Below are 26,368 nucleotides of genomic sequence, written 5' to 3' on the forward strand. Positions count from 1 at the left end.
GCTGGCTTCCGGCGCAACTGAGGGACGACGACGCCGCACTCTACCCCTCAGGGAAGACTGCGCCCAATGCATCCAGCACCCCGCGGGACTTGGCTATGACTTCCTGCCATTCCGCCTCGGGGTTCGAGTCAGCGGTGATCGCTCCGCCGAGTCCCAGGTGGAACTCCCACAGATCACCGGTGAGGCGCGAAGCTCGCGACGCGCCGACTTCAGGCGTGAAGGCCGGCGCAAGCCGGCCGAGAGCTGAGCGCGGAGAGAACCGCGACATGTGGGAGCCGTTCAAACAGATGGGCGTCTGTGCAGGCCATGTCGTGGCGTACGCGCCAGCGGTGACCCGATTGAGCTCAGTGGAAGCATGAGCCTGCTCAGCGTCCCCCGAGCCGGTTGAGGGTTGTACGCCCTCAGGCGCACCACCGACACAGACCACGGTGCGGATCAGGACAGAGAGGTCACAGGCCCCGGTGGTGGAGAACCATCCTGCCACGCCGGAGTAGGCCCCGCGCGGACCGGTCTCCAGACTGCGCAGGATCTCCATAGTGGAGATCTTGGGCGCTCCTGTCATCGACCCGGGAGGAAACGCATCGTTGAGCGCCCGGGCAGGCGAGGCCCCGGGGGCCAGCTGAGCGCTGATAGTGGAGACCATCTGATGCACCGTGGGGTAGCTCTCCACTGCACAGAGACGCTCGGTGTGCAGAGTTCCGGGTACCGCGTGGATGGAGAGGTCGTTGCGCACCAGGTCGGCGATCATCACGTTCTCCGCCCGGTCTTTGGGATGGCTGCGCAGATCGGCGAGCTGGGCGGCGTCGTCGTCTGGGGTGGTCCCGCGGGGCCTGGTGCCCTTAATCGGTTCCGAGCGGATCACACCGGTAGTACTGATCGAGGCGAAGCGTTCCGGGGACGTGGAGAGAATGGCGCAGGCGGGGGCTGTACCGCGCTGAGGGAATCCGATGAACTGGGTGAAGGGCGCCCGGTTGCGCGCCCGCAGCTGCAGGTAGGCCTCCCAGGGGCAGCCGATGAGCCGCCCGGTGATCGCAGTGGTGAGGCAGACCTCATAGGTATTGCCCTGGTAGATCTCCTGCTGGGCCTGGCTGATCTTCGCGAGGTAGTCGAGCCTGGAATCACGGACAGTGAGCTGCTCGAGCCGAGGAGTTGGCCCAGTGACGGCGCCGGAGATGCTCCTCGGTGCAGAGCTCAGTTCCTGGATGCTGGCACCGACCAGTTCCACCCAGGGGACGACGCCGGGCTGAGGGTCTCCAGCCACCCACTGGATCTCTGCCGCGCCGGCCTGGTGGTCTACCACCACGGCATGGGTGGCTCGAAGAAGCTGAGCCTGACCCTCGTAGCCGATCCAGCCCACCCAGCCGAGCTGGAAAGGCGCTGCGGAGGCAGCGCGGTGGCCATCTGGTGCATCGAGGCGGGGCCAGCGCTGGCCAAGCCAGTCGAAGGCATCACTGGGCAGCGCCACAGTCTCGGCGAATCGGCCCAGTGAGAAGGCCAGGATGCTGTATCTGCTGCGCGCCGGCGCTGGGGTTCGGGCGTGGTCGCTGCTGTCCAGAAAGGCCATCGGCACCGGACCCAGCTGACGCCGGAGCACACCGAACAGCTCAGCAGCCCTATCCTCCTGCGCCGGGAAAGGCACGGTGGTGCGATCAACAGCCTCGGGCATAAGCACCATCCTATGGCGCGGTACTAGCATGGACCCCATGGCAGGGGACGAGCACCGGCGGGGACGACCGCGCAGCGAAGAAGCGCACCAGGCAGTGCTGGATGCGGTGGCCACGCTGCTGAACGACCAGGGGCACACCTATGAGGAGCTGACCGTTGAGCGGATCGCCGGCGAGGCAGGGGTGGGCAAGCAGACCATCTACCGCTGGTGGAGGAACAAGGCAGCGGTAGTGCTGGAGGCGCTGCTGACCGGCCGGCTGAACCTTGCCTCCGAGCCTGTCCCCAACACCGGGGACCTCCGGGCGGATCTGATGACCTGGCTGGACTGCGAGCTGGAGCAGGCCAATATGGACGACACCTTGGCGATGGCCCGCAGCCTGATGGGCGCCCTGGTCACCGGCGGCGAGGAGACCCGGCAGCTGTTCGCCGAGCGCTCGGTCTGGGACGACATGAACCTCACCCAGCGCATCAGGGAAGAGGCTGAGGCTGGAGGCCTGGACCCAAGAACGGACCCGGCAGCTGTGGCCTCAGCGATCATGGATCCCTTCATCATCCAGCTGCTCACCGCAGGTCACCCCAGCCGCACATGGATGGAGGCGCAGATCCAGATTGTGCTGCACGGGGCGCTTCCACGCTGATACACGACTCAGCTGCTGTGATTTTCATCTCAAAGATCTCTGAACAAATTACGAGACGCTACGTTCCATATATGATGGCTTGTGACGCTCTGACCATCTGAGACTTGAGGACCGCCGCTCTATGGCTACTGTGCTTTACCGGCTCGGCATGCTCGCCGCCCGCCGCGCCAAAACCGTGATCGCCACCTGGTTCGCGATGCTGCTGGCTGCAGTGGCAGCCTTCGCCGGGTTCAGCGGGCAGCTCACCGACCAGATCACCGTGCCCAACCTAGAGACCACCGCGGTGGCCGACCGGCTGGCCGAGGAACTGCCCGATGCTGGTGGCGGAACCGGCACCGCCGTGCTGCGCACTGAGAGCGGAGAGCCGTTCACCGATGAGCAGCAGGAGCAGATTGCTGATCTCATCGCCGATGTGGAGGCTCACGAGATCGTCGATGAGGTCACCGACCCCTTCGAGGCTGAGGCACAGATGGCCGAGGGGCGCGAGGAGCTCGCAGACGCACGCACCCAGCTCGATGAGCTCCCGGAGGACTTCGACCTGACTGAAGCCCAGGCAGAGCTGGCCGAAGGCTGGGAGCAGCTCGAAGCCGGCCAGGCTGAGCTGGCAGCCGCCCGGGAGCAGCTCGACGCCGGCTGGGCTGAACTTGAGGCCGGTCTTGAAGCCCAAGACATGAGCGTAGATGAGTTGGACTCCACCCGGGAAGCGATCGAGGAGGGGCTGGCCGCACTAGACGCTGCTGATGCTGAGATAGACGCCCAGGTGGACGAGGCCTTAGCCGGGGGTTACTGGCCCAGCGTAGAGGCCGAGCTCAACGCCGCCCGCGCCGATGTGGTCGCCCAACGGGAGCAGCTGCAGGGCGCCCTGGCAGGCATTGAGCAGGCAGCGGAGGGCGTGGCTGAGCTGCAGGCCGGCGAGGATGAGTACGCCGCGGGCCAGGCTGAGCTGGAGGAGGCCGAGGCCGAGCTGAACGAAGCCGAACAGGGCCTGGCCCAGATGGAAGAGGCTCTTGACGGGGACGAGGACCCCCGGGCAGCGATCGAACGCGGCGAGCGTATGCTGGAACTCACCGAGGGTGCCGGGATGATCAGCTCAGAGGGTGACGTGGCGATCATGATGATCACCTTCCACGAACCGCTGGAGCAGGTGGACATGGACGCCTTGGCCTCGGTCTCCGAGGAGCTGGTCGAAGCGGGTATCGACGGGGTGGAGGTGCTGCCCAGCGGCGAGATCAGCTTCGAGCTGCCTCACCTGTTCTCCATCGCCGAGGTGATCGGCCTGATGGTGGCCGCCATCGTGCTGCTGGTGATGCTGGGCACCTTCATCGGCGCAGGCCTGCCGCTGCTCAACGCCCTGATCGGGGTGGGTGTCGGGGTGGCCGGGGCCATGGCGTTCTCCGGGGTGGTGGAGATGATGAGCATGACCCCCATCCTGGGTCTGATGCTCGGACTCGCCGTGGGCATCGACTATTCGCTGTTCATCATCAATCGACACCGCCGTCAGCTCAAGGACGGCATGCCGCTGCTGGAGTCCATTGCTTTGGCCAACGGAACCGCGGGCAACGCCGTGGTCTTCGCCGGGGCAACCGTGGTCATTGCGCTGCTGGCCCTGAACGTCTCCGGACTGCCGTTCCTGGCCCTGATGGGCACAGTGGCAGCAGCCTGTGTGACCATCGCGGTGCTGATGGCCACCACCATGACCCCGGCTCTGCTCAAACTGGTGGGGTGGCGGATCCTGCGCCGCAAAGAGCGCCGCTACATTGGATTCGAAGAGGCCAAGCCCCGCCAGATCACCTCGCCGATGGGTCATCTCAAGGCGCTGGGCCTTGCCGCAGTCTCACTGGCCGGACTTGCCGTCCTTGCCATCCCCACCTTCGACCTGCGCTTAGGCCTGCCCGATGGCAGTTCGGAGTCCGAGGATTCCACCGCCTATCAGGCCTATGTGGAGACCGAGGAGGCTTTCGGCCAGGGCATGAACGGACCGCTGGTGGTGCTGGCCGACTTCCCGGAGGCTTTCGACGCCGAGGATGAGGCCACCGACTACCAGCTGGACATTGCAGAGACCCTTGCCGCCCACGAGTACATCGACGTGGTGGTTCCGATCACACTGTCCCAGGACTACTCGATGGCCGCCTACCAGGTGATCCCCACCGAAGGTCCCTCCGCCGAGTCCACCGAAGAGCTGGTCCATGAGTTCCGCGACGGCAATCCGCTGGCTGACACCGAGATGGCTGACATCGAACTCTCGGTAGCCGGAATGACAGCCGCCCAGATCGACATGTCAGACGTGATCGCCGATGCCATGCCGCTCTACCTGGGCCTGGTGGTGGGCCTGTCCCTGGTGCTGATGATCATGGTCTTCCGCTCGATCCTGCTGCCGGTGATCGCCACCCTCGGGTTCGTCGGATCATTGGCTGGGGCCATCGGCGTGGTGGTCGCTGTCTTCCAGTGGGGATGGCTGGACGAGATCTTCGGTATCAGCCGTCCTGGCCCCATCATGACCTTCCTGCCCATCCTGATGGTGGGCATCCTCTTCGGCCTGGCCATGGACTATCAGCTGTTCACCGCTTCCGGAATGCGCGAGGCCTACGCCCACGGCTCAGCACCCCGGCTGGCCGTCCGCCAGGGCCTGCACGCCGGCCGGGCAGTGGTCACCGCCGCCGCACTGATCATGTCCAGCGTATTCGCCGGATTCATCTTCACCCCCGACCCCATGGTGGCCTCGATCGGTCTGGGTCTGGCAGTGGGCGTTCTGCTGGATGCCTTCGTAGTGCGCCTGATGCTGGTCCCTGCAGTGCTGCACCTGTGCGGCCCGGCCGCCTGGTGGCTGCCGAAGTGGCTGGATAAGATCCTGCCCGATGTGGACGTCGAAGGCGCCAAGCTGGAACGAAAAGCCGCTAAAGCCCATGAGGGGGCAGGCATATAACGACGGCGCCAGTCACCCACTGTGCCCTAGGGTGTGGGTTCATCAGAGGCGCCTAGGCCTCGTCGTTCTCTGCTGAGTCCAGGTGCTGGGCAAGCTTGGCGAGCTGAGCTTCAGCCAGGGTGCTGAAAGTGTCATCAGTCAGGCCTACCGCGGCCAGCATCACCAGGTTGTGGCCGAAGTCCACGGTCATGGAGTGGCGCACCGCGGAGCCTGCATTGAGCGGCTCGTTCTGGCTGTGCACCACCATGGTGATGCCGTCCACATCCAGACCGAAGTCCTCGCTGAGCTCCAGACGGCTGATCTCCACTGACTCATCGCCGGCCTCCAGCTGGGTGCCGCCGCACTGCTCCTGGATGCGGTCCCAGATCTCTGCGGTGTCTACCTGGTCATGGAAGCTGAGCACCCAGGCGTAAACCTGCGGGGAGTACTCATCCTCGTCCTGGGACAGCTGGTAAGCATGAGCCAGCCCGCTGAGCGGCTGCTGACCCACCAGGTCCACATTGATCCGGTCCATACTGGTCGCGCACGGGGTGTCCCCGAAGGTCTCCTGGTACTGGGTGTACTCCACCGCAATGTAGTCCTGGAAATAGGAGACTCCGGTATGGGTGGAGTGGCCTTCCGGGAGCTGCGGCAGGTCGCTGGCGCTGAGCAGGATCTCCAGCTTCTCCTCGTCCTCAAGGACTTCCGGGGAGCCTGGGGCAGTAGTCACAGTGGCGGCGACATCGGTCTCGTCGGTGCCCTCAGCCGGCTGCTCAGTGGGCTCTGCCTGCTCGGTGCCCTCAGCGGAAATCTGTGTCTCAGGCGCCGATTCGGTCCCGTCAGCGGTCTCGGCATCACCACATGAGGTGAGCAGGCTCAGGCCCGCAACAGCGCACACGGCGGCCGTTGCGCGTGGGGCAGCGAGGCTCCAGAACCCGGGGGTGGCGCTATGAGACACGTAGGCCAGGGTAGTTGAAAATTGTAATGATTGGGAGAAGAGCGTGACTTACTGCAGCGCAGAGGTGAGCCGGAACACATTATCCAGGTATTTGGTGCCCAGCGGTCGGGCTGCCCACTGCTGCTGATCCAGCTCCTCGGAGATGCTCAGGTAATCCTGGAAAATCTCGCGGAGTTCGGCCACCTTGGCATCATCGACGATCATCAGCGTGACCTCCAGATTCAGCGAGAATGAGCGCATGTCCATATTGGATGAGCCGAGCACGGCCACATCGTGGTCCACGATCATGAACTTGGCGTGCAGCACATCCGGCTCGGGGTAGCGGAAGATCCGCACCCCGGCCTCCAGCAGTGCCTGGTAGTAGGACTGTTGGGCGTGCTGGATGGTGAACTGGTCGGCCTTCTTGGTGACCAGCAGGGTGACCTCAACATCCCGGTGGGCGGCGTTGGTCACTGCGTAGAGCAGGGAGTCGTCCGGGACCAGATAGGGGGTGACGATAATGAGCCGGTCCACGGCTTGGTAAATGAGGTCATTGAACAGCCGCAGGTTGTTCTCGTCGGGGAAGCCCGGACCGGAGGGCACCACCTGTGCCAGGGAGCCGCCGCGAGCGGACTCATCGGCCTCCAGGTCCACCAGCAGCTTGGCGCCGAGATTCTCCCCGGTCTCGGCGTACCAGTCGGAGGCGAAGACGATATCCAGGCCGGTGACCACCGGGCCGGTGAGCTTGGCGTTGAGCTCCACCCATTGCCGGTTGAGCTTGACCGCTGAGCGGCGCTGGTAGTGCGGTTCGATGAGGTTCGCGGAGCCGGTGAACGCCACCTGAGAGTCCACCACGATGATCTTGCGGTGGTTGCGCAGGTCCAGCCGGGAGAACCGACGCCGGAAGGGGCGGATGGGCAGCACCCGGCGCCATTCGAAGTTCGGCCACTGCTGGCTGGCTGCACTCAGCCGGCGCTTCAGCCGGCGGTAGCCGCGCACCCGCATCGTGCCCAAGTGGTCGTAGAGGAAGCGCACGGTGATCCCGCGGGCAGCGGCGCGCTCCAGGGCGTCCAGCACCGGGCCGGCATACTCGGGGTCCTCGCCCACGATGTAGGAGATGACGTGCACGTACTCCTGGGCGGCATCGACCTCTGCGGCCACCCGGATGAAGAAGTCCTTGTAGCCGGGGATCAGGGTGACGTGGTTGCCCTCCTGGATGGGGAAGGCACCCAGTTTGCGGTTCAGGGCGGCGGTGGCACCGAGCTGCTCATCGTAGTCGCGCAGCTGGTCGGAGAGGTCCATGTGGCTGGTGGCCTCCAGCAGGGCCTTATTGATCCGCCGCTGCCGCTCCTGGCGGCGTGCTGAGAGTTTATTGGTACCGATGAGCAGGAACAGCGGCAGGGCCACCAGGGGGATGAAGAAGATGGCCAGCAGCCAGGCCATGGCGGTGTTGGGCCTGCGGTTGCCCGGAATGATGCCGATCACCGCAACCCGGATGCCCACCTCAATGGTGACCACGATGATGACGATCCAGAATGGCAGGGCCTCGATGCCCAGCCCGCTCAGCGGCCAGAGCATGTCATCCCAGTCTTCACCATCATCTCAACAATCATACGGGCGCGCTCAAAGCGCAGCGCGGCGTTCACTATCCCACGCTTCACTACGTGAACCGCGGCTCCCCGGCTCTCTCGGCTGCGAGCACGGCGGCGCCGACCGATTTGGTAGTACTCTGATGCACATGGCTGAGCGTTTTGACGAGGATTCCCTGCGCGCTGTCGGCGTCCGGATCGATGCCGAGCATCCGGAGGGAATCATTTTTGACCCCCATCAGCCGCAGCTGCGGGTTACCGATCTGGCTGCGGTGCGCGGGGACGGCATCTTCGAGACCATGCTGGTCAAGGAGGGGCATGTGCGGAAGTTCTCCGCCCATCTGGAGCGGCTGCAGCGCTCATCCAAGATCACCGGTATCGGTATCCCACCGGCGGAGTCCTGGCGTGCGGCAGTGGCGCGAGGGCTTGATGAGTTCCGCACCCGCAGCGGACTTCCCGAGGAGCTCTCAGTACGCCTGACTGCCTCCCGCGGGGTGGATGGCGAGCCGGCCAGTGAGGACGTGAACTTCTCCGGGACCTACTGGGCGCTGCTGACCCCGGTTCCGCAGTCCGTGCAGGCCTCTCGCGGCAACCCGATCAGCGTGGCGCTGCTGGACCGCGGATACGACGCCACAGCGGCCGAACGCGCCCCCTGGCTGCTGCTGGGCGCCAAGACGCTCAGCTATGCGGTGAATATGGCGGCACTGCGCTGGGCGTCCGAACACGGGCACGACGACGTCATCTTCACTTCCTCCGACGGCCAGGTTCTGGAGGGCCCGATCTCCACGGTGCTGATCGGCAGCCGCGGCGAGGACGGGCGGGTGCATCTGCACACTCCCAGCCCGGAGGTGGGCATCCTGCCGGGCACCACCCAGGCCACCATCTACCGGGCGGCCGAGGCCGCCGGCTGGACCACTTCCTCCGGGCCGGTCACCGTGGAGGAGCTCAGAGGCGCCCAGTTCCTCTGGCTCACCGGATCAGTCAAGCTGGTCTCACCCATCACCCGGGTAGACGAGCAGGAGTTCACCGCTGACCCGGAGATCACCGACCAACTGCTGCAGTTCCTCACCCAGGAAGGCTGAAACCTGCTAACGTTGAATCGCACAACTGAATATTGAACTGTCCGACAGGGGAGCGTCCAATCACCAGGCGCTGAGAGTGGGCTGAAGGCCCAGACCCTAGAACCTGCCCAGGCTAGAACCTGCGAAGGAAGTCGCTATGAATACTTCTGCATCTGTCCCTGCCTCCTCACCCTTCCGCCAGCGCTGGACGGTCAGCGATATTGTGGTCGCCTCCACGCTGGCCGTGGCCTCCGGTGTGATCTTCTGGGGCTGGAACCTCAGCTACCATGCGGTGAGCACCCTGTTCACCGCCTATCCCCCGGCCGCTTCTCTGGTGGCCGGCATGTGGCTGTTCCCAGCGGTGCTGGGTGCGGTGATCATCCGCAAGCCCGGGGCAGCGATCTACTGCGAAATGGTCGCCGCCGCGGTCTCCGCCCTGCTGGGCTCCCAGTGGGGTCTGGGCGTGCTGCTCTCCGGCTTGGTCCAGGGGCTGGGCGCCGAGCTGATCATCCTGGCCTTCCTCTATCGCCGCTTCACCGTGGATGTGGCTGTTCTCGCCGGAGCTGCCGCAGGCCTGGCCGGGGGCATCAACGAGAACTTCATCGCCGCCTACTACCAGTACGACACGGTGGGCACTGCCGTGCATATCGGCGGATTCGCTCTCTCCGGTGCGATCATCGCCGGCCTGCTGCCCTGGCTGGCCACCCGGGGTCTGGCCGCCACCGGGGTGCTCGGCCCACTGAAGTCACGCCGAGCGCATAAGGAGTCAGCACTCAGCGGCCGGGTCCGCGAAACCAGCGCCACCTGATTCCGCCCCGGGATGAGTACGACGACGCCACCCACCCCCTCCATACCCCAGAGTCCGGCAGAGGGCCGCACCGCCCCCGCCGGGGTCCGGGTCACCGCTGCTGGGTTCACCTATCAGCACGCCGACCGGGAGCGCCCCGCCCTGGCAGATCTCGACCTGGAGATCGAACCGGGTGAGAAGGTGCTGCTGGCCGGGGCCTCCGGGGCGGGCAAGTCCACCCTGCTGCACGCGATGGCCGGGGTGCTGCATGAAGATGGTGACCGATTGAGTCGAGAGGAGACTGCTGCCAGCAGCGGATCTTCTGCGGCGGTTGAGGGAACGAGCGGCCGAAAGGCCGCGAACGCTGAGGCCCTGAACCAGCTGCTGCTGGACGGGGTCTCCCCCGCGGAGGCCCGCGGCCGGGCCGGCCTGATGCAGCAGGACCCGGAGTCCCAGGTGGTGCTGGCCCGTATCGGCGATGATGTGGCCTTCTCCTGTGAGAACCTGGCCGTACCCCGGGATGAGATTCCTGGCCGGGTTTCGGCCGCACTGGCCGCAGTGGGTCTGGACTACCTGCCGCTGGATCATCCCACTGCTGAGCTCTCCGGGGGGCAGAAGCAGCGCCTGGCCCTGGCCGGGATCCTGGCCATGCAACCGGGCCTGCTGCTGCTTGATGAGCCCACCGCTAATCTGGATCCGGAGGGCACCGTACAGGTCCGCGACTCGGTTGTCGCTGCGGCCCAGGCCACCGATGCCACCCTGGTGGTGGTGGAGCATCGACTGACCACCTGGGTGGACCATGTAGATACTCTGGTGGTTCTTGAGCCCGGCGGCGGGGTCCGGCACCGGGTGCCCGCGCAGCGCATTCACGACGACACCGCCCTCCGTGAGGAGCTCGATGCCTCAGGATTGTGGCTCCCCCACCGCGAGGCAGGAGCGAGGCGAACTGCCGAGCCCTCAAGCTCGCGCCCCACCAGGAAGCAAGGTTCTCCGCTCCTGACAGCCAGTGAGCTGGCGGTGCATCGCAAGTCCCCCAGGAAGTCCTGGCGCAAAGGCCCACCGGTGCAGCCGGTGCTCTCCGGGGTGGATATCAGCCTGGCGCCCGGTGCTGCGCTGGGCATCACCGGGCGCAACGGGGCTGGGAAGTCCACGTTGATGCTGACCCTGGCTGGGCTGCTGGCCCCGCACGGCGGGGAACTCATTGCTGGTCCCGCGCTGAAGGGTGACCGAGGCGCCGAGCTGCCGGACTCGCCCTACCAGTGGCGCTCCGCAGACCTGACCTCCCGCATCGGTACGGTGTTTCAGGAGCCGGAGCACCAGTTCGTGCGCAATACGGTGGCCGATGAGCTGCGGCTCTCCGCGGAGCAGGCTAAGATCCCCGGCACCCGGGATTCGCTGTTCACCGAGGATGAGGTGGCCCAGCGGGTTGACCGTCTGCTGGGCCGGCTACGGCTCACCCACCTGGCGCAGGCCAATCCTTTCACCCTCTCCGGCGGGGAGAAGCGCCGGCTCTCGGTGGGCACCGCATTGGCCGCCGGACCCGAGGTGCTGATGCTGGATGAGCCGACCTTCGGGCAGGATGCGCATACCTTCGCCGAGCTGGTCAGCCTGCTGCGCGAGCATCTTGAGGCTGGCGGCACGGTTCTGGCGGTCACCCATGATGCCGACTTTCTGCACGCGCTGGACGCCGAATGCTACGACCTCTCCCCTGATCCCTCGCCACCCATCTCCTCCGACTCCAGCGCCCCTACCAACCCAGATGTCAGGGGCTTATCGGAAAATCAGGCACTTATAAGTACCGGACAATCCGATAACACCCTGATAAAACGTGAGGACAGCACACCTCTGCTCTCCGCTATCCGGGATACCTCCTGGCTGGGGCGCCGCGGACCGCTGGGCAAGCTGATCGCCCTGCTGTTCATCACCTTGGCACTGATCGCCACCATTGACCCGGTCTCTGCCGCCGTGGTGGCGGTGGCCTGCTTCGCGCTGCTGCCGGTGGCCAATATCCGGCTGGTGACGTTCCTGAAGCGGATTTGGATCTTCGCCGCGGCCTCCCTGATGGCGGTCTGGGGTGCGGCGATCGCTGCCGAGGAGTCCGGTCGAGTGTTGGTAGACCTGGGAGTGACCACCATCTCCACCGGTTCTCTGGAGATGGGTCTGTCCTTGGGGGCGCGTGCTTTTGCGATCGTGCTGCCCAGTGTACTGATCTTCTCCACCACCGATCCCACTGACCTGGCCGACTCCCTGGCCCAGCAGCTCAGGCTGCCTGCCCGGTTTGTGCTCGGCGCCCTGGCCGCGATGCGTCTGCTGGGGCTGATGGCTGAGCACTGGACCACTCTGGGACATGCCCGCCGGGCCCGCGGGCTGGGCAGTCAGTTCCTCTCCCAGGCCTTCGGACTGCTGGTGCAGGCCATCCGGATGGCCACCCGGTTGGCAGTGACCATGGAGTCCCGCGGCTTCGGAGCAGGTGAGCGCAGCTGGGCGCGCCGGGCCAGCTTCACCCGGGCCGACGGCGTCGTCGTCCTAGCCGGGTTCCTCATCGCCGCCGCAGCGACAGCCCTTGCCGTAGCTGCCGGGACCTGGAACCTAGTTTGGGCCTAAGCTCAAATCTGTCCGAGCATTAGCGAGCACCGGCAGCACTTTGCGGGCCTCGGCTACGGCGTCTACATCGATATCCACCACCAGCAGCTCTGGGGCATCCCCAGCCTCGGCGAGGATCTGGCCGGTGGGTGAGACGATCAGTGAGTGCCCCACCCCGGTGGGAGCATTCTCCGGGGCCTGCACCCCGGCAGCTTCCGGGAGCCCCTGCCCGCAGGCAATCACATACTGGGTTGAGTCCAGGGCACGGGCCACCGCCAAAGCCCGCCACTGCGCTACCTTGCCCGGACCAGACTGCCAGGAAGCCGGGACCAGGGTGAGGTGGGCGCCGTGGCCGGCATGGGCCTGGAACAGCTGCGGGAACCTGATGTCATAGCAGGTGGCCAGGCCAATGCGCACACCCTGGGTGTCGAAGCGCACCACCCTCTCGCCTGGCTCCACAGTGCGGGACTCCTGGAAGCCGAAGGCATCGTAGAGGTGCAGTTTGTCGTAAGAAACGTAGACGGAGGGGCCAGTGGCCAGCAGGGTGTTGCGAACCCTCGGCTGCCCGCCTTCCTCAGCCGGAGCGCCGGGGGTGAATGCGCCCACCACCACCACAACCCCGTGCCGCTGGGCGATCAGGTGCACCTCCTCGGCCCAGTCCCAGACAGTCTCAGCGGCAGGACCCAGGGGGTAGCCGAATGCCCGCTGGGTGGCCTCAGGGAAGACCACCAGGTCAGCGCCTGCCTCGGCTGCTTTGGCGGTCCACTGCTCCACCAGCTTGAGGTTGGCCTGCGGGTCTTCCCCTGTCACGATCTGTGCGGCAGCAATACGCATGGTTCAACTCTATGCGCTCTAGGTTCCGTTTAGCAGTCTCAGATAGTGTGGGACGAGGACGCCGAGCTCAATACTAAGGAGTTGCACCGATGGACAAGCTGATTGAAAAGGGACTGACCGTGGCGATCTCTCTGGGTGCCGGGTTCGCGGCCTCCAAGGTTTTTGACTTCGCCTGGGAGAAGATTACCGGCGAGGAGCCGCCCAAGAACGACGAGGTGGATGCGGTAGACATCAAGCGCGCCCTGGTCTTCGGGGTGACCTCCGCTGCGGTGAGCGCAGCAGTCCAAGTGCTCTCCCAGCGCGGCGCCAAGGCCGGGGTGCGGAAGATGCGCTCCTCCTACGGCAAGAAGTCCGAGGTGTGAGCCACAGTGCTGGTCCCGGCGGAGCGCGCATGTCGCGCTCGCCTACCGGCCCGCTTGCGCAGGCCTTCACGCCTAAAAGTCAGGCCGCCTTCTTGCCGTCGCGGCCCATCAAATAGGCCAGGCTGACTCCGGAGAGCACCGCAGCCCCGAAGGCGAAAGCCGCAGCCACCACGGGCTCACCGGTCAGCGCGATGATGCCGGCCACAGCAGCCAAGAGTGTGATGGCGCCGAAAGAAATTTTGAGGATCATACCTCTACCTTAGTCTTCCCTGCCCTCACCTGCACGCATTAAGGGATGGGAACGGGGGTGACGCCCAGGGGCCCCAGGTCGGCTGCTCCGCCGTCTTCGGCGGTGAGCACCCAGATGCCGTCGCGGTGACGGCACACGCTGTGCTCCCACTGGCTGGATCGGGCGCCGTCGGTGGTGACCACTGTCCATTCATCCTCCAGCAGGTCGGTCTCGATGCTGCCGCGCACCAGCATCGGCTCGATCGCCAGGGCCATACCGGGCTTGACCTTCGCGCCCTTCATCCCGGTGGCGTAGTTGAACACATCCGGGGCCATATGCATGGCCGAGCCGATGCCGTGGCCGACATACTCCTCCAGGATGCCCAGCGGAGCCCCAGGCTGGGAGGTCACATAGTCCTCGATCGCCTCGCCGATCTCCCCAACATGCTTGGCGGTGGCGAAGGCTGCGATGCCGCGCCATAGCGCTGCCCGGGTGATGTCGGAGAGTCGTTCGTCCTCCGGGTCCGCTGTGCCCTGCTCACTGCTGCCCAGAACCACGGTGCGGGCGGAGTCGGAGTGCCAACCCTCGATGATGCAGCCGCCGTCGATCTTGAGCACATCGCCCTGCTCCAGCACACGGTCACCGGGGATGCCGTGCACCACTTCCTCATTGACCGAGGCGCAGATATAGCCGGGGAATCCGTGGTAGTTCAGGAAGTTCGGCTTGGCCCCACGGGCGGTGATGTACTCGGCGAAGACCTCGTTGAGCTCACCGGTGGTGACTCCGGGGCCTGCAGCCGAGACCGCGGCGTCGAGCGCTCCGGAAAGGATGTCCCCGGCGGTGTCCATAGCCGCAAGCTGATCATCGGACTTCAGCTCGATGCGTCCGCGGGAGAACACAGCCTCAGGCCTGGATGGCTGCCATGATGCGGGCGTTGACGTCCTCCACCGAGCCCAGGCCGTCCACCTGCTTGGCCAGTCCGCGGGTCTTGTACTCGTCGATCATGGGGCGGGTCTCGGACTCGAAGAGCTCAAGGCGGCGGCGGATGACGTTCTCATCAGCGTCGTCATCCCGGCCCTCGATCTCGGCACGCTTCTTCAGCCGCTGGGTGAGCTCCTCAGTGTCTGCGGTGAGCTCCAGGACCAGGTCCAGATCCACGCCGAGCCGGGAGAGCATCTCATCCAGGGTGGCGGCCTGGGTGCGGTTGCGCGGGTAGCCGTCCAGCAGGAAGCCGCCGGCGGCGTCGTCCCAGCTGAGCCGGTCCTCCACCAGGCGGTTGGTCAGCGAGTCCGGCACCAGGTCTCCGGCGTCTACATACTTCTTGGCCTCTTTGCCAAGTTCGGTCTCACCCTTGATGTTGGCCCGGAAGATGTCACCGGTGGCGATGGCCACAATCCCCAGCTTCTCGGAGATCAGCTTGGCCTGGGTTCCTTTGCCGGAGCCTTGCGGTCCGACGATCAGCATACGCGTCATCGCAGCAGCCCTTCGTAGTTGTGTTGTTCCATCTGTGCACTGATCTGCTTCACCGTGGTGAGACCAACGCCGACCATGATGAGGATCGAGGTTCCGCCGAACGGGAAGTTCTGGTCCGCACCGATGAGCACGAAGGCGATCAGCGGGATCATCGCCACGAAGCCCAGGTAGAGCGAGCCGGGGAAGGTGATCCGACTGATCACATAGGCCAGGTAGCTCTCGGTGGGCTTGCCGGCGCGGATACCGGGGATGAACCCGCCGTACTTCCGCATATTCTCAGCAACCTCGTTGGGGTTGAACGTGATCGAGACGTAGAAGTAGGTGAACCCGACGGTCATCAGGAAGAAGGTGGCCATGTAGACCGGGTGGGCGCCATCGAAGTACTGGTTGAGGAAGACGAAGATCAGTGACGGGTCCTCGCCGGGGGCGGGCTGGTTGAACTGCATGGCCACTGAGGGCAGCATCAGCACTGAGGAGGAGAAGATCACCGGGATCACCCCGGCCATGTTCACCTTGATCGGAATGTAGGTGCTGGTTCCGCCCACCGTGCGCCGGCCGATCTGCTTCTTGGCGTACTGGACCGGCACGCGGCGCTGGGACTGCTCCACGAAGACGATGGCGGCGATCAGGCACAGACCGATGACCACCACGGCGGCGAACACCCGCCAGTCCTGCTCCACCCAGATCTGGCGCATGGAGCCGGGGAAGCCGGCGGCGATGGCCACGAAGATCAGGATGGACATGCCGTTGCCCACCCCGCGCTCAGTGATCTGCTCGCCGAGCCACATGATCATCGCCACACCGGTGACCATCACCAGGATCATCAGCAGGATCACGGCCAGGGAGTCATCGGGGATGATCTCCCCGGGTTCGCAGCCCAGCAGGGCGCCGGAGCGGGCCATGGTGACCAGCACTGTGGCGTTCAGAGTGGCCAGTGCCAGGGTGAGGTACCGGGTGTACTGGGTGAGTTTGGCCTGGCCCTGGGCGCCTTCGCGCTGCAGGGCCTCGAAGCGCGGAATGACCACGCGCAGCAGCTGCACGATGATCGCTGCAGTGATATAGGGCATGATGCCTAGGGCGAAGACCGAGACCTGGAGCATCGCCCCGCCGGAGAACATGTTCACGAAGGCGTAGAGTCCGCCTTCGGTGTTGCCCAGTTCCAGACAGCGCTGAACACCGTTGTAGTCCACCCCTGGGGCAGGGATGAATGCGCCGATCCGGTAGATCGTGATGATCCCTAGCGTGAACAGGATCTTGGCGCGCAGATCAGGTGATGCGAACACCCTGGCAATTGCGCTGAACAAACGTCCTCCTCATTGGGCGCGGCATATCTGCTGTGCCGTGCACACAGTCAGTCATCCTAACCCGCCCCCAGGGCTGGATAACAATTCGGTCAATATAGTGCTTCAGCCCCCGCCCTGAAGAGCGGGGGCTGAGAGACATAGCTGGTGCTGAAGCTCACTCTGCGGAGGGAGCAGGCTTCAGCGGCAGCTTCTCCACGGAGCCGCCTGCTGCTTTGATCTTCTCCTCGGCTGAGGCGCTGAAGGCATGGGCCTTCACGGTGAGGGTCACGGAGATCTCTCCGGAGCCGAGCACCTTGACCGGCCTGCCCTTGCGAGCCACGCCCTTGTTGATCAGCTCCTCAGCGGTGACCTCGCCGCCTTCGGGGAAGAGCTCTCCCAGCTTGGTCAGGTTGACCGGGGAGTACTCCACACGGAAGGGGCTTTTGAAACCGCGCAGCTTCGGAAGGCGCATATGCAGCGGAAGCTGACCACCCTCGAAGCCGGGGCGCACCTGGTTGCGGGCCTTGGTGCCCTTGGTGCCGCGGCCGGCGGTCTTGCCCTTGGAGCCTTCACCGCGGCCCACCCGGGTGCGGGACTTCTTGGAGCCTGGTGCGGGCTTAAGGTTGTGCAGCTTCAGGACCGAGGATTCGGCGTCAGTGTTCTGTGCCATCACTTGGCCTCCTCAACATTGATGAGATGCTTCACGGTGTTGAGCATCCCCACGGTGGCGGCGTCAGCGTCACGGACCACAGTGTGGCCGATCCGCTTCAGGCCCAGTGACCGCACGGTCTCGCGGTGGTTGGGCTTGGCGCCGATAGTGGACTTGGTCTGCGTGATCTCCAGTTTGGTGTCACTCACCTGAAAGTTCTTTGCAGTGTTGTACTGGACGGTCTGTGCCATCATGCACCTGCCTTTGCTGCGTTCTTCCTGGCCTCTTTGTCAGCTGCCAGAGTCTTCAGCATCGGAGCCGGAGCCACCTCATCCAGTGACTTGCCGCGGCGGGCTGCCACGGCCTCAGGCTCTTCGAGCTGCTTGAGGGCGTCGATGGTGCCGTGGACGATGTTGATGGCGTTCACCGAGCCCATGGACTTGGTCAGCACGTCGTGGATGCCTGCGCATTCCAGGACGGCACGGACCGGACCGCCGGCGATCACACCGGTACCGGGGGAGGCAGGGCGCAGCAGCACTACACCGGCTGCGTCCTCGCCCTTGACCAGGTGCGGGATGGTGGATCCGACGCGGGGGACGCGGAAGAAGTTCTTCTTGGCTTCCTCCACACCCTTCTGGATGGCTGCGGGGACCTCTTTGGCCTTGCCGTAGCCGACACCCACGGTGCCGTCGCCGTCGCCGACGACCACCAGTGCGGTGAAGCTGAACCGGCGCCCGCCCTTGACGACCTTGGAGACGCGGTTGATGGTCACCACGCGCTCAAGGAACTTGTCCTTGTCCTCGTCGCGGCCACCGCGGCCGCCGCGCTCACCACGGCCCCGGCCGCGTCCGCGGCCCTCGCCGCGGCCGCCGCGCTCACGGCGGGAGTCGTTGTTCTGCTCGCCGGAGGCCTGGCCCTGCTCGGGGGTCTCAGCGGTGTTCTGGTTGGACTCAGTCACAGAGAGGTCCTTCTCATTGGTTGCGTTCTCACTCACAGCTTCAGCCCACTTTCCCGGGCGCCGTCAGCGACGGCGGCCACGCGGCCGTGGTACTTATTGCCGCCGCGGTCGAAGACCACAGCCTCGATGCCGGCTGCCTTGGCGCGCTCGGCGATCAGCTCGCCGACTTTCTTGGCCTTGGCGGTCTTGTCACCGTCGAAGCTGCGCAGGTCGGCCTCCATGGTGGTGGCGGAGACCACGGTCTTGCCCTCGAGGTCGTTGACGACCTGGGCCACCATGTGGCGGGATGAGCGGTTGACCACCAAGCGGGGACGCTCAGCGGTGCCGTTGACCTTCTTGCGCAGGCGCAGGTGGCGCCGGCCGCGGGCAGCGGACTTGGACTTGCCCTTGATACCGATAGCCATGGATTACTTACCTGCCTTTCCGGCCTTGCGGCGAATCTGCTCGCCTTCGTAGCGCACGCCCTTGCCCTTGTACGGGTCAGGTTTGCGCAGCTTGCGGATGTTTGCAGCGACCTCGCCGACCTGCTGCTTGTCGATGCCGGAGATGGCCACTTTATTGGCTCCCTCCACGGCGAAGGTGATGCCCTCGGGGGCCTCCACCGGGACCGGGTGGGAGTAGCCGAGGGCGAACTCAAGGTCCTTGCCCTTGGCCTGGACGCGGTAGCCGGTGCCGATGATCTCCAGCTTCTTGGTGAAGCCTTCGGTGACTCCGACGATCATGTTGTTGATCAGGCTGCGGGTCAGGCCGTGCAGGGAGCGGGATTCGCGTTCGTCATTGGCCCGCTGGACGGTGAGGGTGCCGTCCTCGAGTTCGACGGTGATGCCCTCAGCCAGGGTGCGGGACAGTTCGCCCTTGGCACCCTTGACGGTGATGTCGCGGCCTTCGACGTTGACGTCGACGCCGGAGGGGATGCTGATCGGAAGACGACCGATGCGTGACATAGTGCTCAGACTCCTTCCGGGTTACCAGACGTAGGCGAGGACTTCTCCGCCTACACCCTTCTTGCCAGCCTGCCGGTCAGTGAGCAGACCGGAGGAGGTGGACAGGATGGCGATGCCCAGGCCGCCCAGCACGTGCGGGAGGTTGTTGGACTTCGCGTAGACCCGGAGACCGGGCTTGGAGATGCGCTTCAGGCCGGCGATGGACCGCTCGCGGTTCGGGCCGAACTTCAGGTCGATGACCAGGGTCTTGCCGACCTCGGCCTCTTCCTCGCGCCAGTCGGTGATGTAGCCCTCTGCCTTGAGGATGTCGGCGATCCGGACCTTCAGCTTGGAGCTGGGCATGGAGACCTGGTCGTGGAATGCCGAATTGGCGTTGCGCAGACGGGTCAGCATGTCTGCGACTGGGTCAGTCATTGTCATAGGGGCTTATGCCCTTCCTCGTGGCGGTTTCCGCGCTCCGCAGCTGAGCTGGAGGTGCACGGACCTCACACGTAGTGCTTACTGGTTGTTGGTCTTGAACGGGAAGCCCAGTGCGCGCAGCAGCGCCCGGCCCTCGTCGTCGGTGGTTGCGGTGGTCACCACAGTGATGTCCATACCGCGGGGACGGTCGATCTTGTCCTGATCGATCTCGTGGAACACGCTCTGCTCGGTCAGGCCGAAGGTGTAGTTGCCGTTGCCGTCGAACTGCCTATCGCTCAGGCCGCGGAAATCGCGGATACGGGGCAGTGCGAAAGTCACCAGACGGTCCAGGAACTCCCACATCCGGTCACCGCGCAGCGTGGCGTGAGTGCCGATGGCCTGGCCCTCACGCAGCTTGAACTGCGCGATGGACTTCTTGGCGTGGGTGATCTTGGGCTTCTGGCCGGTGATGTTGGTGAGATCCTCCACGGCACCCTGGATGAGCTTGGAGTCCCGGGCTGCCTCGCCCACGCCCATGTTCACCACGATCTTGACCAGACCGGGAATCTGCATGACGTTGGCGTAGCCGAACTCGTTCTGCAGTGCCTCGCGGATCTCTTCGCGGTACTTGGTCTTCAGGCGGGGGGTGATCTTCTCAGTCACGGTCTCGGTCATGACAGCTCCTTCCCGGAGGCCTTGGCGTAGCGGACCTTCTTGGTTTCGCCGTCGACCTCTTCGAAGCGGTAGCCCACACGGGTCGGCTTCTGGGTCTCGGGGTCGACCACGGCCACGTTGGAGATGTGGATGGGGGCCTCGGACTCTACGATGCCGCCCTCGGTCTGGCCGAACTGACCGGCACGCAGGTGACGCTTGACGCGGTTGACGCCCTCAACGACCACACGGTCCTTCTTGGTGATGACTTCAAGCACCTTGCCCTGCTTGCCCTTGTCCTTGCCGGTGAGCACCTGGACGAGGTCGTCCTTCTTGATCTTGGCCATGGTTACAGCACCTCCGGGGCGAGGGAGACGATCTTCATGAACCGCTTATCGCGCAGCTCACGGCCCACGGGCCCGAAGATACGGGTACCGCGCGGCTCAGGGGTGTCACCTTTGAGGATGACGGCAGCGTTCTCGTCAAAGTTGATGTAGGACCCGTCGTTGCGGCGGGACTTCTTCCGTGTCCGGACGACGACGGCCTTGACCACTTCGCCCTTCTTCACGTTGCCGCCGGGGATGGCGTCCTTGACAGTGGCGACGAAGGTGTCACCGATGCCTGCATAGCGGCGTCCGGATCCGCCGAGCACCCGGATGACAAGGATCTCCTTGGCACCGGTGTTATCGGCGATCTTCAGCCGCGATTCCTGCTGAATCACGTGTTTCTCCTATTCGTCCGACTGGTTCTCAGCTTTGCCGGCCGAGCCTGGTGGAACTAGCAAATGTGAATGACTCCCCCGCCGCTTACCCACACACCACGGCTCAGCTGAGCAACCTATTTGGTGGGTGGCCGAGGCGGCCTTGGAGGATGTGCGCTGTCCGCGGCGGTCCAGAAACCAACGCACACGGGCGCACAGCTACTCAAGTTTACATGACAAAGGCCCGGAAATCCAAAAGGAACGTGGAAATCCGGGCCTCCGCCGCAGCCTAGTGATATGAGATCACTGGGCCTTTTCGATGATGCGCACCAGGCGCCACCGCTTGGTGGCCGAGAGCGGGCGGGTCTCGGAGATCAGTACGGTGTCTCCGATGCCGGCCTCGCCGTTCTCGTCGTGCGCCTTGAACTTCGAGTGCCGCTTCATCACCTTCCCGTACAGGGAGTGCTTCTTGCGGTCCTCGACCTCCACCACGATCGTCTTCTCCATCTTGTCGGAGACGACGACGCCGCGCAGGTTCTTGCGGTAGTTGCGCTCAGCGGAGGTGTGGTCCTTCTTCCGCTGGACGGTTTCGGTGTTCTCGCTCATGCGGACTCCTCCTCAGTTTCTTCGGCCTGCGCAGGCGCGCCCGCCGACTCCCGGATGCCGAGCTCACGCTCGCGCAGCACGGTGTAGATGCGGGCGATATCGCGCTTGACGGCCTTCAGACGAGCGGAGTTCTCCAGCTGGCCGGTGGCGGACTGGAAACGCAGGTTGAACAGCTCTTCCTTGGCCTCGCGCAGTTTGCTGCCCAGCTCGGCATCGTCGAGCTCTGCCAGCTTCTCTACGGTCAGGTCCTTGGATCCGACTGCCATGGTCACTCACCACTCTCTCGGCTGATCACGCGTGCCTTGACAGGCAGCTTGTGGATTGCCAGACGCAGGGCCTCCTTGGCGACCTCTTCGCTGACACCGGACAGCTCGAACAGCACGCGTCCGGGCTTGACGTTGGCGACCCACCACTCGGGGGAGCCCTTACCGGAGCCCATACGGACCTCGGCGGGCTTCTTGGTCAGCGGGTGGTCAGGGTAGATGTTGATCCACACCTTTCCACCACGCTTGATGTGACGGGTCATGGCGATACGTGCCGACTCGATCTGCCGGTTGGTCACGTATGCCGGGCCCAGCGCCTGGATGCCGTATTCGCCGAAGGCCAGCTCAGTGCCGCCCTTGGCCATACCGCCGCGCTTGGGCTTATGCGGTTTGCGGAATTTTACTCGCTTAGGCATCAGCATCAGTTCTGCCCTCCTTCAGAGGCAGATGCTGCAGCAGCCTCTTCACGGCCCCGGCCGGCACCACGACGACGCCGCTCACCGCCGCCGCGTCCGCCACGGTCGCCTCCGCGGCCGCGTCCGGACGGTGCGGCAGCCTGCTGGGCTGCCAGCTCCTTGGCGGTCAGGTCGCCCTTGTAGATCCAGACCTTCACGCCGATCCGGCCGAAGGTGGTCTTGGCCTCGTGCTTGCCGAAGTCGATGTTGGCGCGCAGGGTGTGCAGCGGCACACGACCTTCGCGGTAGAACTCGGAGCGGGACATCTCAGCGCCGCCCAGACGTCCGGCGCACTGGATACGGATACCCTTGGCGCCGGCGCGCATGGCGGAGGAGATGGCCTTCTTCATGGCGCGGCGGAAGGCCACGCGGGCGGCGAGCTGCTCGGCCACACCCTGGGCGACCAGCTGAGCGTCGGTCTCGGGGTTCTTGACCTCGAGGATGTTCAGCTGGATCTGCTTGCCGGTGAGCTTCTCGAGCTCGCTGCGGATGCGGTCTGCCTCAGCACCGCGGCGGCCGATCACAATTCCCGGGCGGGCGGTGTGGATATCCACCCGGACCCGGTCACGGGTGCGTTCGATCTCGACCTTGGAGATGCCGGCGCGCTCTACGCTCTTCTCCAGCAGCTCTCGGATCTGAACATCTTCCTTGACGAAGTCCTTGTACCGCTGACCAGGCTTGCTGGAGTCGGCGTACCAGTGGGAAATGTGGTCAGTGGTGATGCCCAGACGGAAACCATTGGGGTTGATCTTCTGTCCCACTACTGATCTCCACCTTTCTCTTCTGTGCCGACCACGATGGTCACGTGGCTGGTGCGCTTGTTGATGCGGAATGCGCGTCCCTGTGCACGGGGGCGGAACCGCTTCATGGTGGGGCCTTCGTCGACTCGTGCCTCGGTGATGACGTAATCGTCCTCGTTGAAGGCGACTCCGGCCTTGTCGGCGTGCTGGCGGGCGTTGGCCATGGCCGATGCCACAACCTTGTACACCGGCTCCGAGGCGCCCTGGGGGGCGAACTGGAGGATGGCCAGTGCCTCATTGGCCTGCTTGCCGCGGACAAGGTCGACGACGCGCCGGGCCTTCATAGGCGTCACGCGCACATAGCGCGCAATTGCCTTGGCTTCCATTGCTTTCCTTCTCTCGTCTTGTCTAGAAGTTCAAACGGTCACTGACCCTGGGCGGGTCAGCGGCGCTTGCCCTTCCTGTCGTCTTTCACGTGTCCGCGGAAGGTCCGGGTCGGTGCGAATTCGCCGAGCTTGTGCCCGACCATCGACTCGGTGATGAACACGGGGATGTGCTTGCGCCCGTCGTGCACGGCGATGGTGTGGCCGAGCATGTCCGGGATGATCATTGAACGCCGGGACCAGGTCTTGATCACGTTCTTGGTGCCCTTTTCGTTCTCAGCGGCGACCTTCAGGTACAGGTGCTGATCAACGAAGGGGCCCTTCTTCAGGCTGCGTGGCATGTTTCCAGGCTCCTATCGCTTGTTCTTAGTACGACGACGCCGCACGATGAGCTTGTCGGATTCCTTGTTGGGACGCCGGGTGCGGCCCTCAGGCTTGCCGTTGGGGTTGACCGGGTGACGGCCGCCGGAGGTCTTGCCCTCGCCACCGCCGTGCGGGTGGTCAACGGGGTTCATGACCACACCGCGCACGGTCGGCCGTACGCCCTTCCAGCGCTTGCGGCCGGCCTTGCCCCAGTTGATGTTGGACTGCTCAGCATTGCCGACCTGGCCAACGGTGGCCCGGCAGCGCACGTCGACGTTGCGGACCTCGCCGGAGGGCAGGCGCAGCTGGGCGTATTTGCCCTCGCGGGCCACCAGCTGGATGGAGGCTCCTGCGGAGCGGCCCAGCTTGGCGCCGCCGCCGGGGCGCAGCTCCACTGCGTGGATCACGGTACCCAGCGGGATGTTGCGCAGCGGCAGGTTGTTGCCGGGCTTGATGTCGGCGTTGGGGCCGGACTCCACGGCTGCGCCCTGGACCAGCTTTGCCGGTGCCAGGATGTAACGCTTGGTGCCGTCTGCGTAGTGCAGCAGGGCGATCCGGGCGGTGCGGTTGGGGTCGTACTCGATGTGGGCGACCTTGGCGGGCACGCCGTCCTTATCGGCCCGGCGGAAGTCGATCAGCCGGTACTGGCGCTTATGCCCGCCTCCCTTGTGGCGGGTGGTGATCTTGCCCGAGCTGTTGCGGCCGCCGGTCTTGGTCAGCGGCTTCAGCAGGGACTTCTCCGGGGTGTCCCGGGTGATCTCTGCGAAGTCAGCCACCGAGGAGCCGCGCTGGCCCGGGGTGGTCGGCTTGAGTTGACGAATAGCCATGTTTTTACTCTTCCTCGATCAAGTGGTTCCGGCTGCCCTATGCAGCGGATCCTCCGAAGATGTCGATTGCGTAACCCGCTTTGAGGGTCACGATGGCCCGCTTGGTGTCGTTGCGCCTGCCCCAGCCGTAGCGGGTGCGGCGGCGCTTGCCCTCGCGGTTGGCGGTGTTGACCCGGTCGACCTTGACGCTGAAGATCTGCTCCACAGCGTTCTTGATCTCGGGCTTGGTGGCACCGGTGGCGACGAGGAAGGTGTACTTGCCCTCGTCGATGTTGTTGTAGGACTTCTCAGAGATCACCGGCGCGATGATGACATCGCGTGGGTTCTTCTCGGTCAGCACGCTCACTTGGCCTCCTCCTTCTCAGCCTGATTGCCGGCCCGTGCCAGGAACGCCTCGTAGCCGGCCCGGGTGAACACGACGTCGTCGGAGACGAGCACATCGTAGGTGTTCAGCTGGTCGGCGTAGAGGACGTGCACTGCGGGCAGGTTGCGCACCGACAGGGCGGCGGCGTCCTCAGCGCGGTCCAGCACGATCAGCCAGTTGCGGTCCTGTCCGCCGATGGAGGCCAGGGCCTGCTTGGCTGCCTTGGTGGACGGGGTCTCGCCGGTGACCAGCTGGTCGATCACGTGGATCCGTCCGTTGCGGGCCCGGTCAGAGAGGGCGCCGCGCAGGGCGGCGGCCTTCATCTTCTTGGGGGTGCGCTGGGCGTAGCTGCGCGGCTGCGGGCCATGCACCACACCGCCGCCGATCATATGCGGGGCGATCATGGAGCCCTGGCGGGCGCGGCCGGTGCCCTTCTGCCGGAAGGGCTTCGCCGTGGTGCCGGAGCGCTCGGCGCGGGTCTTGGTCTTGTGGGTTCCCTGGCGGGCGGCGGCCTGCTGGGCTACCACGACCTGGTGGATCAGGGCGTTGTTCGTCTCTGCGTCGAAGATCTCAGCGGGGAGATCCACAGATACCTTGGAGCTCATCGGTTCATGCTCCCTTCACAGCGGTGCGGACGAGGATGACTCCACCCTTGGGGCCGGGAACTGCGCCCTTGACGAGCAGCAGGTTCTTCTCGGCGTCCACTGTGTGGAGGGTCAGGTTGTGCGTGGTGTGGCGGACGTTGCCCATCCGGCCGGCCATGCGCAGTCCCTTGAACACGCGGCCCGGGGTGGCTGCGCCACCGATGGAGCCGGGCTTGCGGTGGTTCTTGTGCTGACCGTGGGATGCGCCCACACCGGCGAAGCCGTGACGCTTCATCACACCGGCGAAGCCCTTGCCCTTGGTCTTGCCCACGACGTCGATCTTCTGGCCGGGCTCAAAGGTCTCCACCGAGAGGTCCTGGCCCAGCTCGTACTCGCCGGCATCGGCGGTGCGGACCTCGACCACGTGGCGGCGGGGGGTGACCCCGGCCTTCTCAAAGTGACCGGCCAGGGGCTTGGTGACCTTGCGCGGGTCGATGGCGCCGAAGCCGATCTGCACGGCGTTGTAACCGTCAGTCTCTTCGGTACGGATCTGGGTGACCACGTTGGAGTCGGCCTGGATGACGGTCACGGGTACGAGGTTGTTGTTCTCGTCCCAGACCTGGGTCATGCCGAGCTTCGTGCCCAGCAGTCCCTTGACGTTGGAGTCTGTGCGGGAAATGTTGGTCATAGTTCTCTCAGCACCCCCTTCTAGAGCTTGATCTCGATGTTGACGTCGGCAGGCAGGTCGAGACGCATCAGGGAGTCCACAGCCTTGGGTGTGGGGTCCACGATGTCGATCAGGCGCTTGTGGGTGCGCATCTCGAAGTGCTCGCGAGAGTCCTTGTACTTATGCGGTGAACGAATCACGGTGTAGACGTTCTTCTCAGTGGGCAGCGGCACGGGGCCTACCACTGTGGCGCCTGCACGGGTGACCGTGTCGACGATCTTCCGGGCGGAGGTGTCGATGACCTCGTGGTCGTACGACTTCAGCCGGATGCGGATTTTCTGTCCCGCCATGGCGTTGAGCCTCTTTCTGACTAGGCAATACGTCCTGGTTTCAGTCAGGCCTGTTCTGTGAAGGACGCAGGGGTCCTCAGAAAGAGTCGTCAAACACCTTCTGCAGTTATGGCCTGACCGAA

Annotated in this window: 34 protein-coding genes and 1 riboswitch; of the genes, 6 read left to right on the forward strand and 28 right to left on the reverse strand. The window is 64.9% G+C overall.

The window, feature by feature from the left end:
- Nucleotides 1-40: 40 nt before the first annotated feature.
- Nucleotides 41-1,666, reverse strand: a complete 1,626-nt coding sequence (locus tag F0311_RS09480; RefSeq protein ID WP_191089853.1) for an anthranilate synthase component I family protein — start codon at nt 1,664-1,666, stop codon at nt 41-43.
- 37 nt (nt 1,667-1,703) lie between these two features.
- On the opposite strand from F0311_RS09480, the gene F0311_RS09485 reads away from it, so the two are divergent.
- Both F0311_RS09485 and F0311_RS09490 read left to right on the forward strand, forming a co-directional pair.
- Nucleotides 1,704-2,303: a TetR/AcrR family transcriptional regulator gene (locus tag F0311_RS09485; protein WP_191089854.1), complete on the forward strand. Its 600-nt coding sequence runs from the start codon at nt 1,704-1,706 to the stop codon at nt 2,301-2,303.
- A gap of 121 nt (nt 2,304-2,424) precedes the next feature.
- Nucleotides 2,425-5,226, forward strand: a complete 2,802-nt coding sequence (locus F0311_RS09490) for an MMPL family transporter (protein WP_150461710.1) — start codon at nt 2,425-2,427, stop codon at nt 5,224-5,226.
- Between the two features lie 52 nt (nt 5,227-5,278).
- Here F0311_RS09490 and F0311_RS09495 read toward each other — a convergent pair whose 3' ends face one another.
- Together F0311_RS09495 and cls are read right to left on the reverse strand one after the other, a co-directional pair.
- Nucleotides 5,279-6,163 (reverse strand): hypothetical protein, encoded by an 885-nt coding sequence (locus F0311_RS09495; RefSeq protein ID WP_150461711.1) that lies wholly within the window; start codon nt 6,161-6,163, stop codon nt 5,279-5,281.
- A 48-nt stretch (nt 6,164-6,211) separates the two neighbouring features.
- A complete protein-coding gene (gene cls, locus F0311_RS09500) occupies nt 6,212-7,720 on the reverse strand; it encodes a cardiolipin synthase (protein ID WP_150461712.1) in 1,509 nt (502 codons plus the stop codon).
- A 160-nt stretch (nt 7,721-7,880) separates the two neighbouring features.
- Here cls and F0311_RS09505 point away from each other — a divergent pair, with 160 nt between their 5' ends.
- The 3 genes from F0311_RS09505 (at nt 7,881) to F0311_RS18820 (ending at nt 12,183) form a co-directional block, all read left to right on the forward strand.
- On the forward strand, nt 7,881-8,813 hold the full coding sequence (locus F0311_RS09505) for an aminotransferase class IV (protein ID WP_223881245.1): 933 nt from the start codon (nt 7,881-7,883) through the stop codon (nt 8,811-8,813).
- Between the two features lie 36 nt (nt 8,814-8,849).
- Nucleotides 8,850-8,960: riboswitch (TPP riboswitch) on the forward strand.
- Nucleotides 8,950-9,600: an ECF transporter S component gene (locus F0311_RS09510; RefSeq protein ID WP_150461714.1), complete on the forward strand. Its 651-nt coding sequence runs from the start codon at nt 8,950-8,952 to the stop codon at nt 9,598-9,600. (Overlaps the previous riboswitch by 11 nt.)
- A gap of 12 nt (nt 9,601-9,612) precedes the next feature.
- Nucleotides 9,613-12,183 carry an ATP-binding cassette domain-containing protein gene (locus F0311_RS18820; protein ID WP_150461715.1) on the forward strand — a complete coding sequence of 857 codons (2,571 nt, stop codon included), beginning with the start codon at nt 9,613-9,615 and terminating at the stop codon, nt 12,181-12,183.
- On the opposite strand, the gene F0311_RS09520 is transcribed toward F0311_RS18820, so the two are convergent.
- A complete protein-coding gene (locus F0311_RS09520) occupies nt 12,169-12,996 on the reverse strand; it encodes a carbon-nitrogen hydrolase family protein (RefSeq protein ID WP_150461716.1) in 828 nt (275 codons plus the stop codon). The genes F0311_RS18820 and F0311_RS09520 overlap by 15 nt on opposite strands.
- Nucleotides 12,997-13,085: 89 nt before the next feature.
- Between F0311_RS09520 and F0311_RS09525 the strand changes: the two genes are divergently transcribed.
- Nucleotides 13,086-13,358, forward strand: a complete 273-nt coding sequence (locus F0311_RS09525) for a DUF4235 domain-containing protein (RefSeq protein ID WP_150461717.1) — start codon at nt 13,086-13,088, stop codon at nt 13,356-13,358.
- Between the two features lie 79 nt (nt 13,359-13,437).
- On the opposite strand, the gene F0311_RS18045 is transcribed toward F0311_RS09525, so the two are convergent.
- The 24 genes from F0311_RS18045 to rpsJ all read right to left on the reverse strand — a co-directional run bounded on the left by F0311_RS18045 (nt 13,438) and on the right by rpsJ (nt 26,246).
- Entirely contained in the window at nt 13,438-13,608 is a 171-nt protein-coding gene (locus tag F0311_RS18045) for a hypothetical protein (RefSeq protein ID WP_191089855.1), read from the reverse strand.
- Nucleotides 13,609-13,646: 38 nt separating this feature from the next.
- Nucleotides 13,647-14,486, reverse strand: a complete 840-nt coding sequence (gene map / locus F0311_RS09530) for a type I methionyl aminopeptidase (RefSeq protein ID WP_150461718.1) — start codon at nt 14,484-14,486, stop codon at nt 13,647-13,649.
- A gap of 4 nt (nt 14,487-14,490) precedes the next feature.
- Nucleotides 14,491-15,060: an adenylate kinase gene (locus F0311_RS09535; RefSeq protein WP_150461719.1), complete on the reverse strand. Its 570-nt coding sequence runs from the start codon at nt 15,058-15,060 to the stop codon at nt 14,491-14,493.
- Entirely contained in the window at nt 15,057-16,364 is a 1,308-nt protein-coding gene (secY, locus tag F0311_RS09540; RefSeq protein WP_150461720.1) for a preprotein translocase subunit SecY, read from the reverse strand. The genes F0311_RS09535 and secY overlap by 4 nt, the downstream gene beginning before the upstream one ends.
- Before the next feature lie 154 nt (nt 16,365-16,518).
- Nucleotides 16,519-17,013 carry a 50S ribosomal protein L15 gene (gene rplO / locus F0311_RS09545; RefSeq protein ID WP_150461721.1) on the reverse strand — a complete coding sequence of 165 codons (495 nt, stop codon included), beginning with the start codon at nt 17,011-17,013 and terminating at the stop codon, nt 16,519-16,521.
- Complete coding sequence (gene rpmD / locus F0311_RS09550) at nt 17,013-17,243, reverse strand: 50S ribosomal protein L30 (RefSeq protein WP_150462010.1); 231 nt, start codon at nt 17,241-17,243, stop codon at nt 17,013-17,015. The genes rplO and rpmD overlap by 1 nt, the downstream gene beginning before the upstream one ends.
- Nucleotides 17,243-17,986, reverse strand: coding sequence for a 30S ribosomal protein S5 (gene rpsE, locus F0311_RS09555; protein WP_150461722.1), 744 nt, complete (start codon nt 17,984-17,986; stop codon nt 17,243-17,245). The genes rpmD and rpsE overlap by 1 nt, the downstream gene beginning before the upstream one ends.
- Nucleotides 17,983-18,354 carry a 50S ribosomal protein L18 gene (gene rplR, locus F0311_RS09560; protein ID WP_150461723.1) on the reverse strand — a complete coding sequence of 124 codons (372 nt, stop codon included), beginning with the start codon at nt 18,352-18,354 and terminating at the stop codon, nt 17,983-17,985. The genes rpsE and rplR overlap by 4 nt, the downstream gene beginning before the upstream one ends.
- A gap of 3 nt (nt 18,355-18,357) precedes the next feature.
- Entirely contained in the window at nt 18,358-18,894 is a 537-nt protein-coding gene (gene rplF / locus F0311_RS09565; protein ID WP_150461724.1) for a 50S ribosomal protein L6, read from the reverse strand.
- A gap of 21 nt (nt 18,895-18,915) precedes the next feature.
- A complete protein-coding gene (gene rpsH / locus F0311_RS09570; protein ID WP_150461725.1) occupies nt 18,916-19,314 on the reverse strand; it encodes a 30S ribosomal protein S8 in 399 nt (132 codons plus the stop codon).
- Nucleotides 19,315-19,392: 78 nt separating this feature from the next.
- Nucleotides 19,393-19,968 carry a 50S ribosomal protein L5 gene (rplE, locus tag F0311_RS09575; RefSeq protein ID WP_150461726.1) on the reverse strand — a complete coding sequence of 192 codons (576 nt, stop codon included), beginning with the start codon at nt 19,966-19,968 and terminating at the stop codon, nt 19,393-19,395.
- A complete protein-coding gene (rplX, locus tag F0311_RS09580) occupies nt 19,965-20,291 on the reverse strand; it encodes a 50S ribosomal protein L24 (protein WP_150461727.1) in 327 nt (108 codons plus the stop codon). The genes rplE and rplX overlap by 4 nt, the downstream gene beginning before the upstream one ends.
- Nucleotides 20,292-20,293: 2 nt before the next feature.
- Complete coding sequence (rplN, locus tag F0311_RS09585) at nt 20,294-20,665, reverse strand: 50S ribosomal protein L14 (RefSeq protein ID WP_150461728.1); 372 nt, start codon at nt 20,663-20,665, stop codon at nt 20,294-20,296.
- Between the two features lie 282 nt (nt 20,666-20,947).
- On the reverse strand, nt 20,948-21,250 hold the full coding sequence (gene rpsQ, locus F0311_RS09590) for a 30S ribosomal protein S17 (RefSeq protein WP_150461729.1): 303 nt from the start codon (nt 21,248-21,250) through the stop codon (nt 20,948-20,950).
- Nucleotides 21,247-21,516, reverse strand: coding sequence for a 50S ribosomal protein L29 (gene rpmC / locus F0311_RS09595; RefSeq protein ID WP_150461730.1), 270 nt, complete (start codon nt 21,514-21,516; stop codon nt 21,247-21,249). The genes rpsQ and rpmC overlap by 4 nt, the downstream gene beginning before the upstream one ends.
- A 2-nt stretch (nt 21,517-21,518) precedes the next feature.
- Nucleotides 21,519-21,935 (reverse strand): 50S ribosomal protein L16, encoded by a 417-nt coding sequence (gene rplP, locus F0311_RS09600; protein ID WP_150461731.1) that lies wholly within the window; start codon nt 21,933-21,935, stop codon nt 21,519-21,521.
- Nucleotides 21,935-22,729 (reverse strand): 30S ribosomal protein S3, encoded by a 795-nt coding sequence (gene rpsC / locus F0311_RS09605; RefSeq protein WP_150461732.1) that lies wholly within the window; start codon nt 22,727-22,729, stop codon nt 21,935-21,937. Before rpsC ends, rplP begins: the two co-directional genes overlap by 1 nt.
- Complete coding sequence (gene rplV, locus F0311_RS09610) at nt 22,729-23,094, reverse strand: 50S ribosomal protein L22 (protein ID WP_150461733.1); 366 nt, start codon at nt 23,092-23,094, stop codon at nt 22,729-22,731. Before rplV ends, rpsC begins: the two co-directional genes overlap by 1 nt.
- Before the next feature lie 56 nt (nt 23,095-23,150).
- Nucleotides 23,151-23,432: a 30S ribosomal protein S19 gene (rpsS, locus tag F0311_RS09615; protein ID WP_150461734.1), complete on the reverse strand. Its 282-nt coding sequence runs from the start codon at nt 23,430-23,432 to the stop codon at nt 23,151-23,153.
- Between the two features lie 12 nt (nt 23,433-23,444).
- Nucleotides 23,445-24,281: a 50S ribosomal protein L2 gene (gene rplB, locus F0311_RS09620; RefSeq protein ID WP_150461735.1), complete on the reverse strand. Its 837-nt coding sequence runs from the start codon at nt 24,279-24,281 to the stop codon at nt 23,445-23,447.
- Between the two features lie 37 nt (nt 24,282-24,318).
- The gene (gene rplW / locus F0311_RS09625; RefSeq protein ID WP_150461736.1) at nt 24,319-24,627 is read right to left on the reverse strand and encodes a 50S ribosomal protein L23; all 309 of its coding nucleotides are present in this window, start codon (nt 24,625-24,627) and stop codon (nt 24,319-24,321) included.
- Complete coding sequence (gene rplD / locus F0311_RS09630; protein WP_150461737.1) at nt 24,624-25,250, reverse strand: 50S ribosomal protein L4; 627 nt, start codon at nt 25,248-25,250, stop codon at nt 24,624-24,626. The genes rplW and rplD overlap by 4 nt, the downstream gene beginning before the upstream one ends.
- Nucleotides 25,251-25,254: 4 nt before the next feature.
- Nucleotides 25,255-25,917 carry a 50S ribosomal protein L3 gene (rplC, locus tag F0311_RS09635; protein WP_150461738.1) on the reverse strand — a complete coding sequence of 221 codons (663 nt, stop codon included), beginning with the start codon at nt 25,915-25,917 and terminating at the stop codon, nt 25,255-25,257.
- A gap of 20 nt (nt 25,918-25,937) precedes the next feature.
- Complete coding sequence (gene rpsJ, locus F0311_RS09640) at nt 25,938-26,246, reverse strand: 30S ribosomal protein S10 (protein WP_119902480.1); 309 nt, start codon at nt 26,244-26,246, stop codon at nt 25,938-25,940.
- Between the last annotated feature and the right edge of the window lie 122 nt (nt 26,247-26,368).

Origin of the sequence: Nesterenkonia ebinurensis, from assembly GCF_008711175.1 — a bacterium.
Taxonomy (GTDB): domain Bacteria; phylum Actinomycetota; class Actinomycetes; order Actinomycetales; family Micrococcaceae; genus Nesterenkonia; species Nesterenkonia ebinurensis.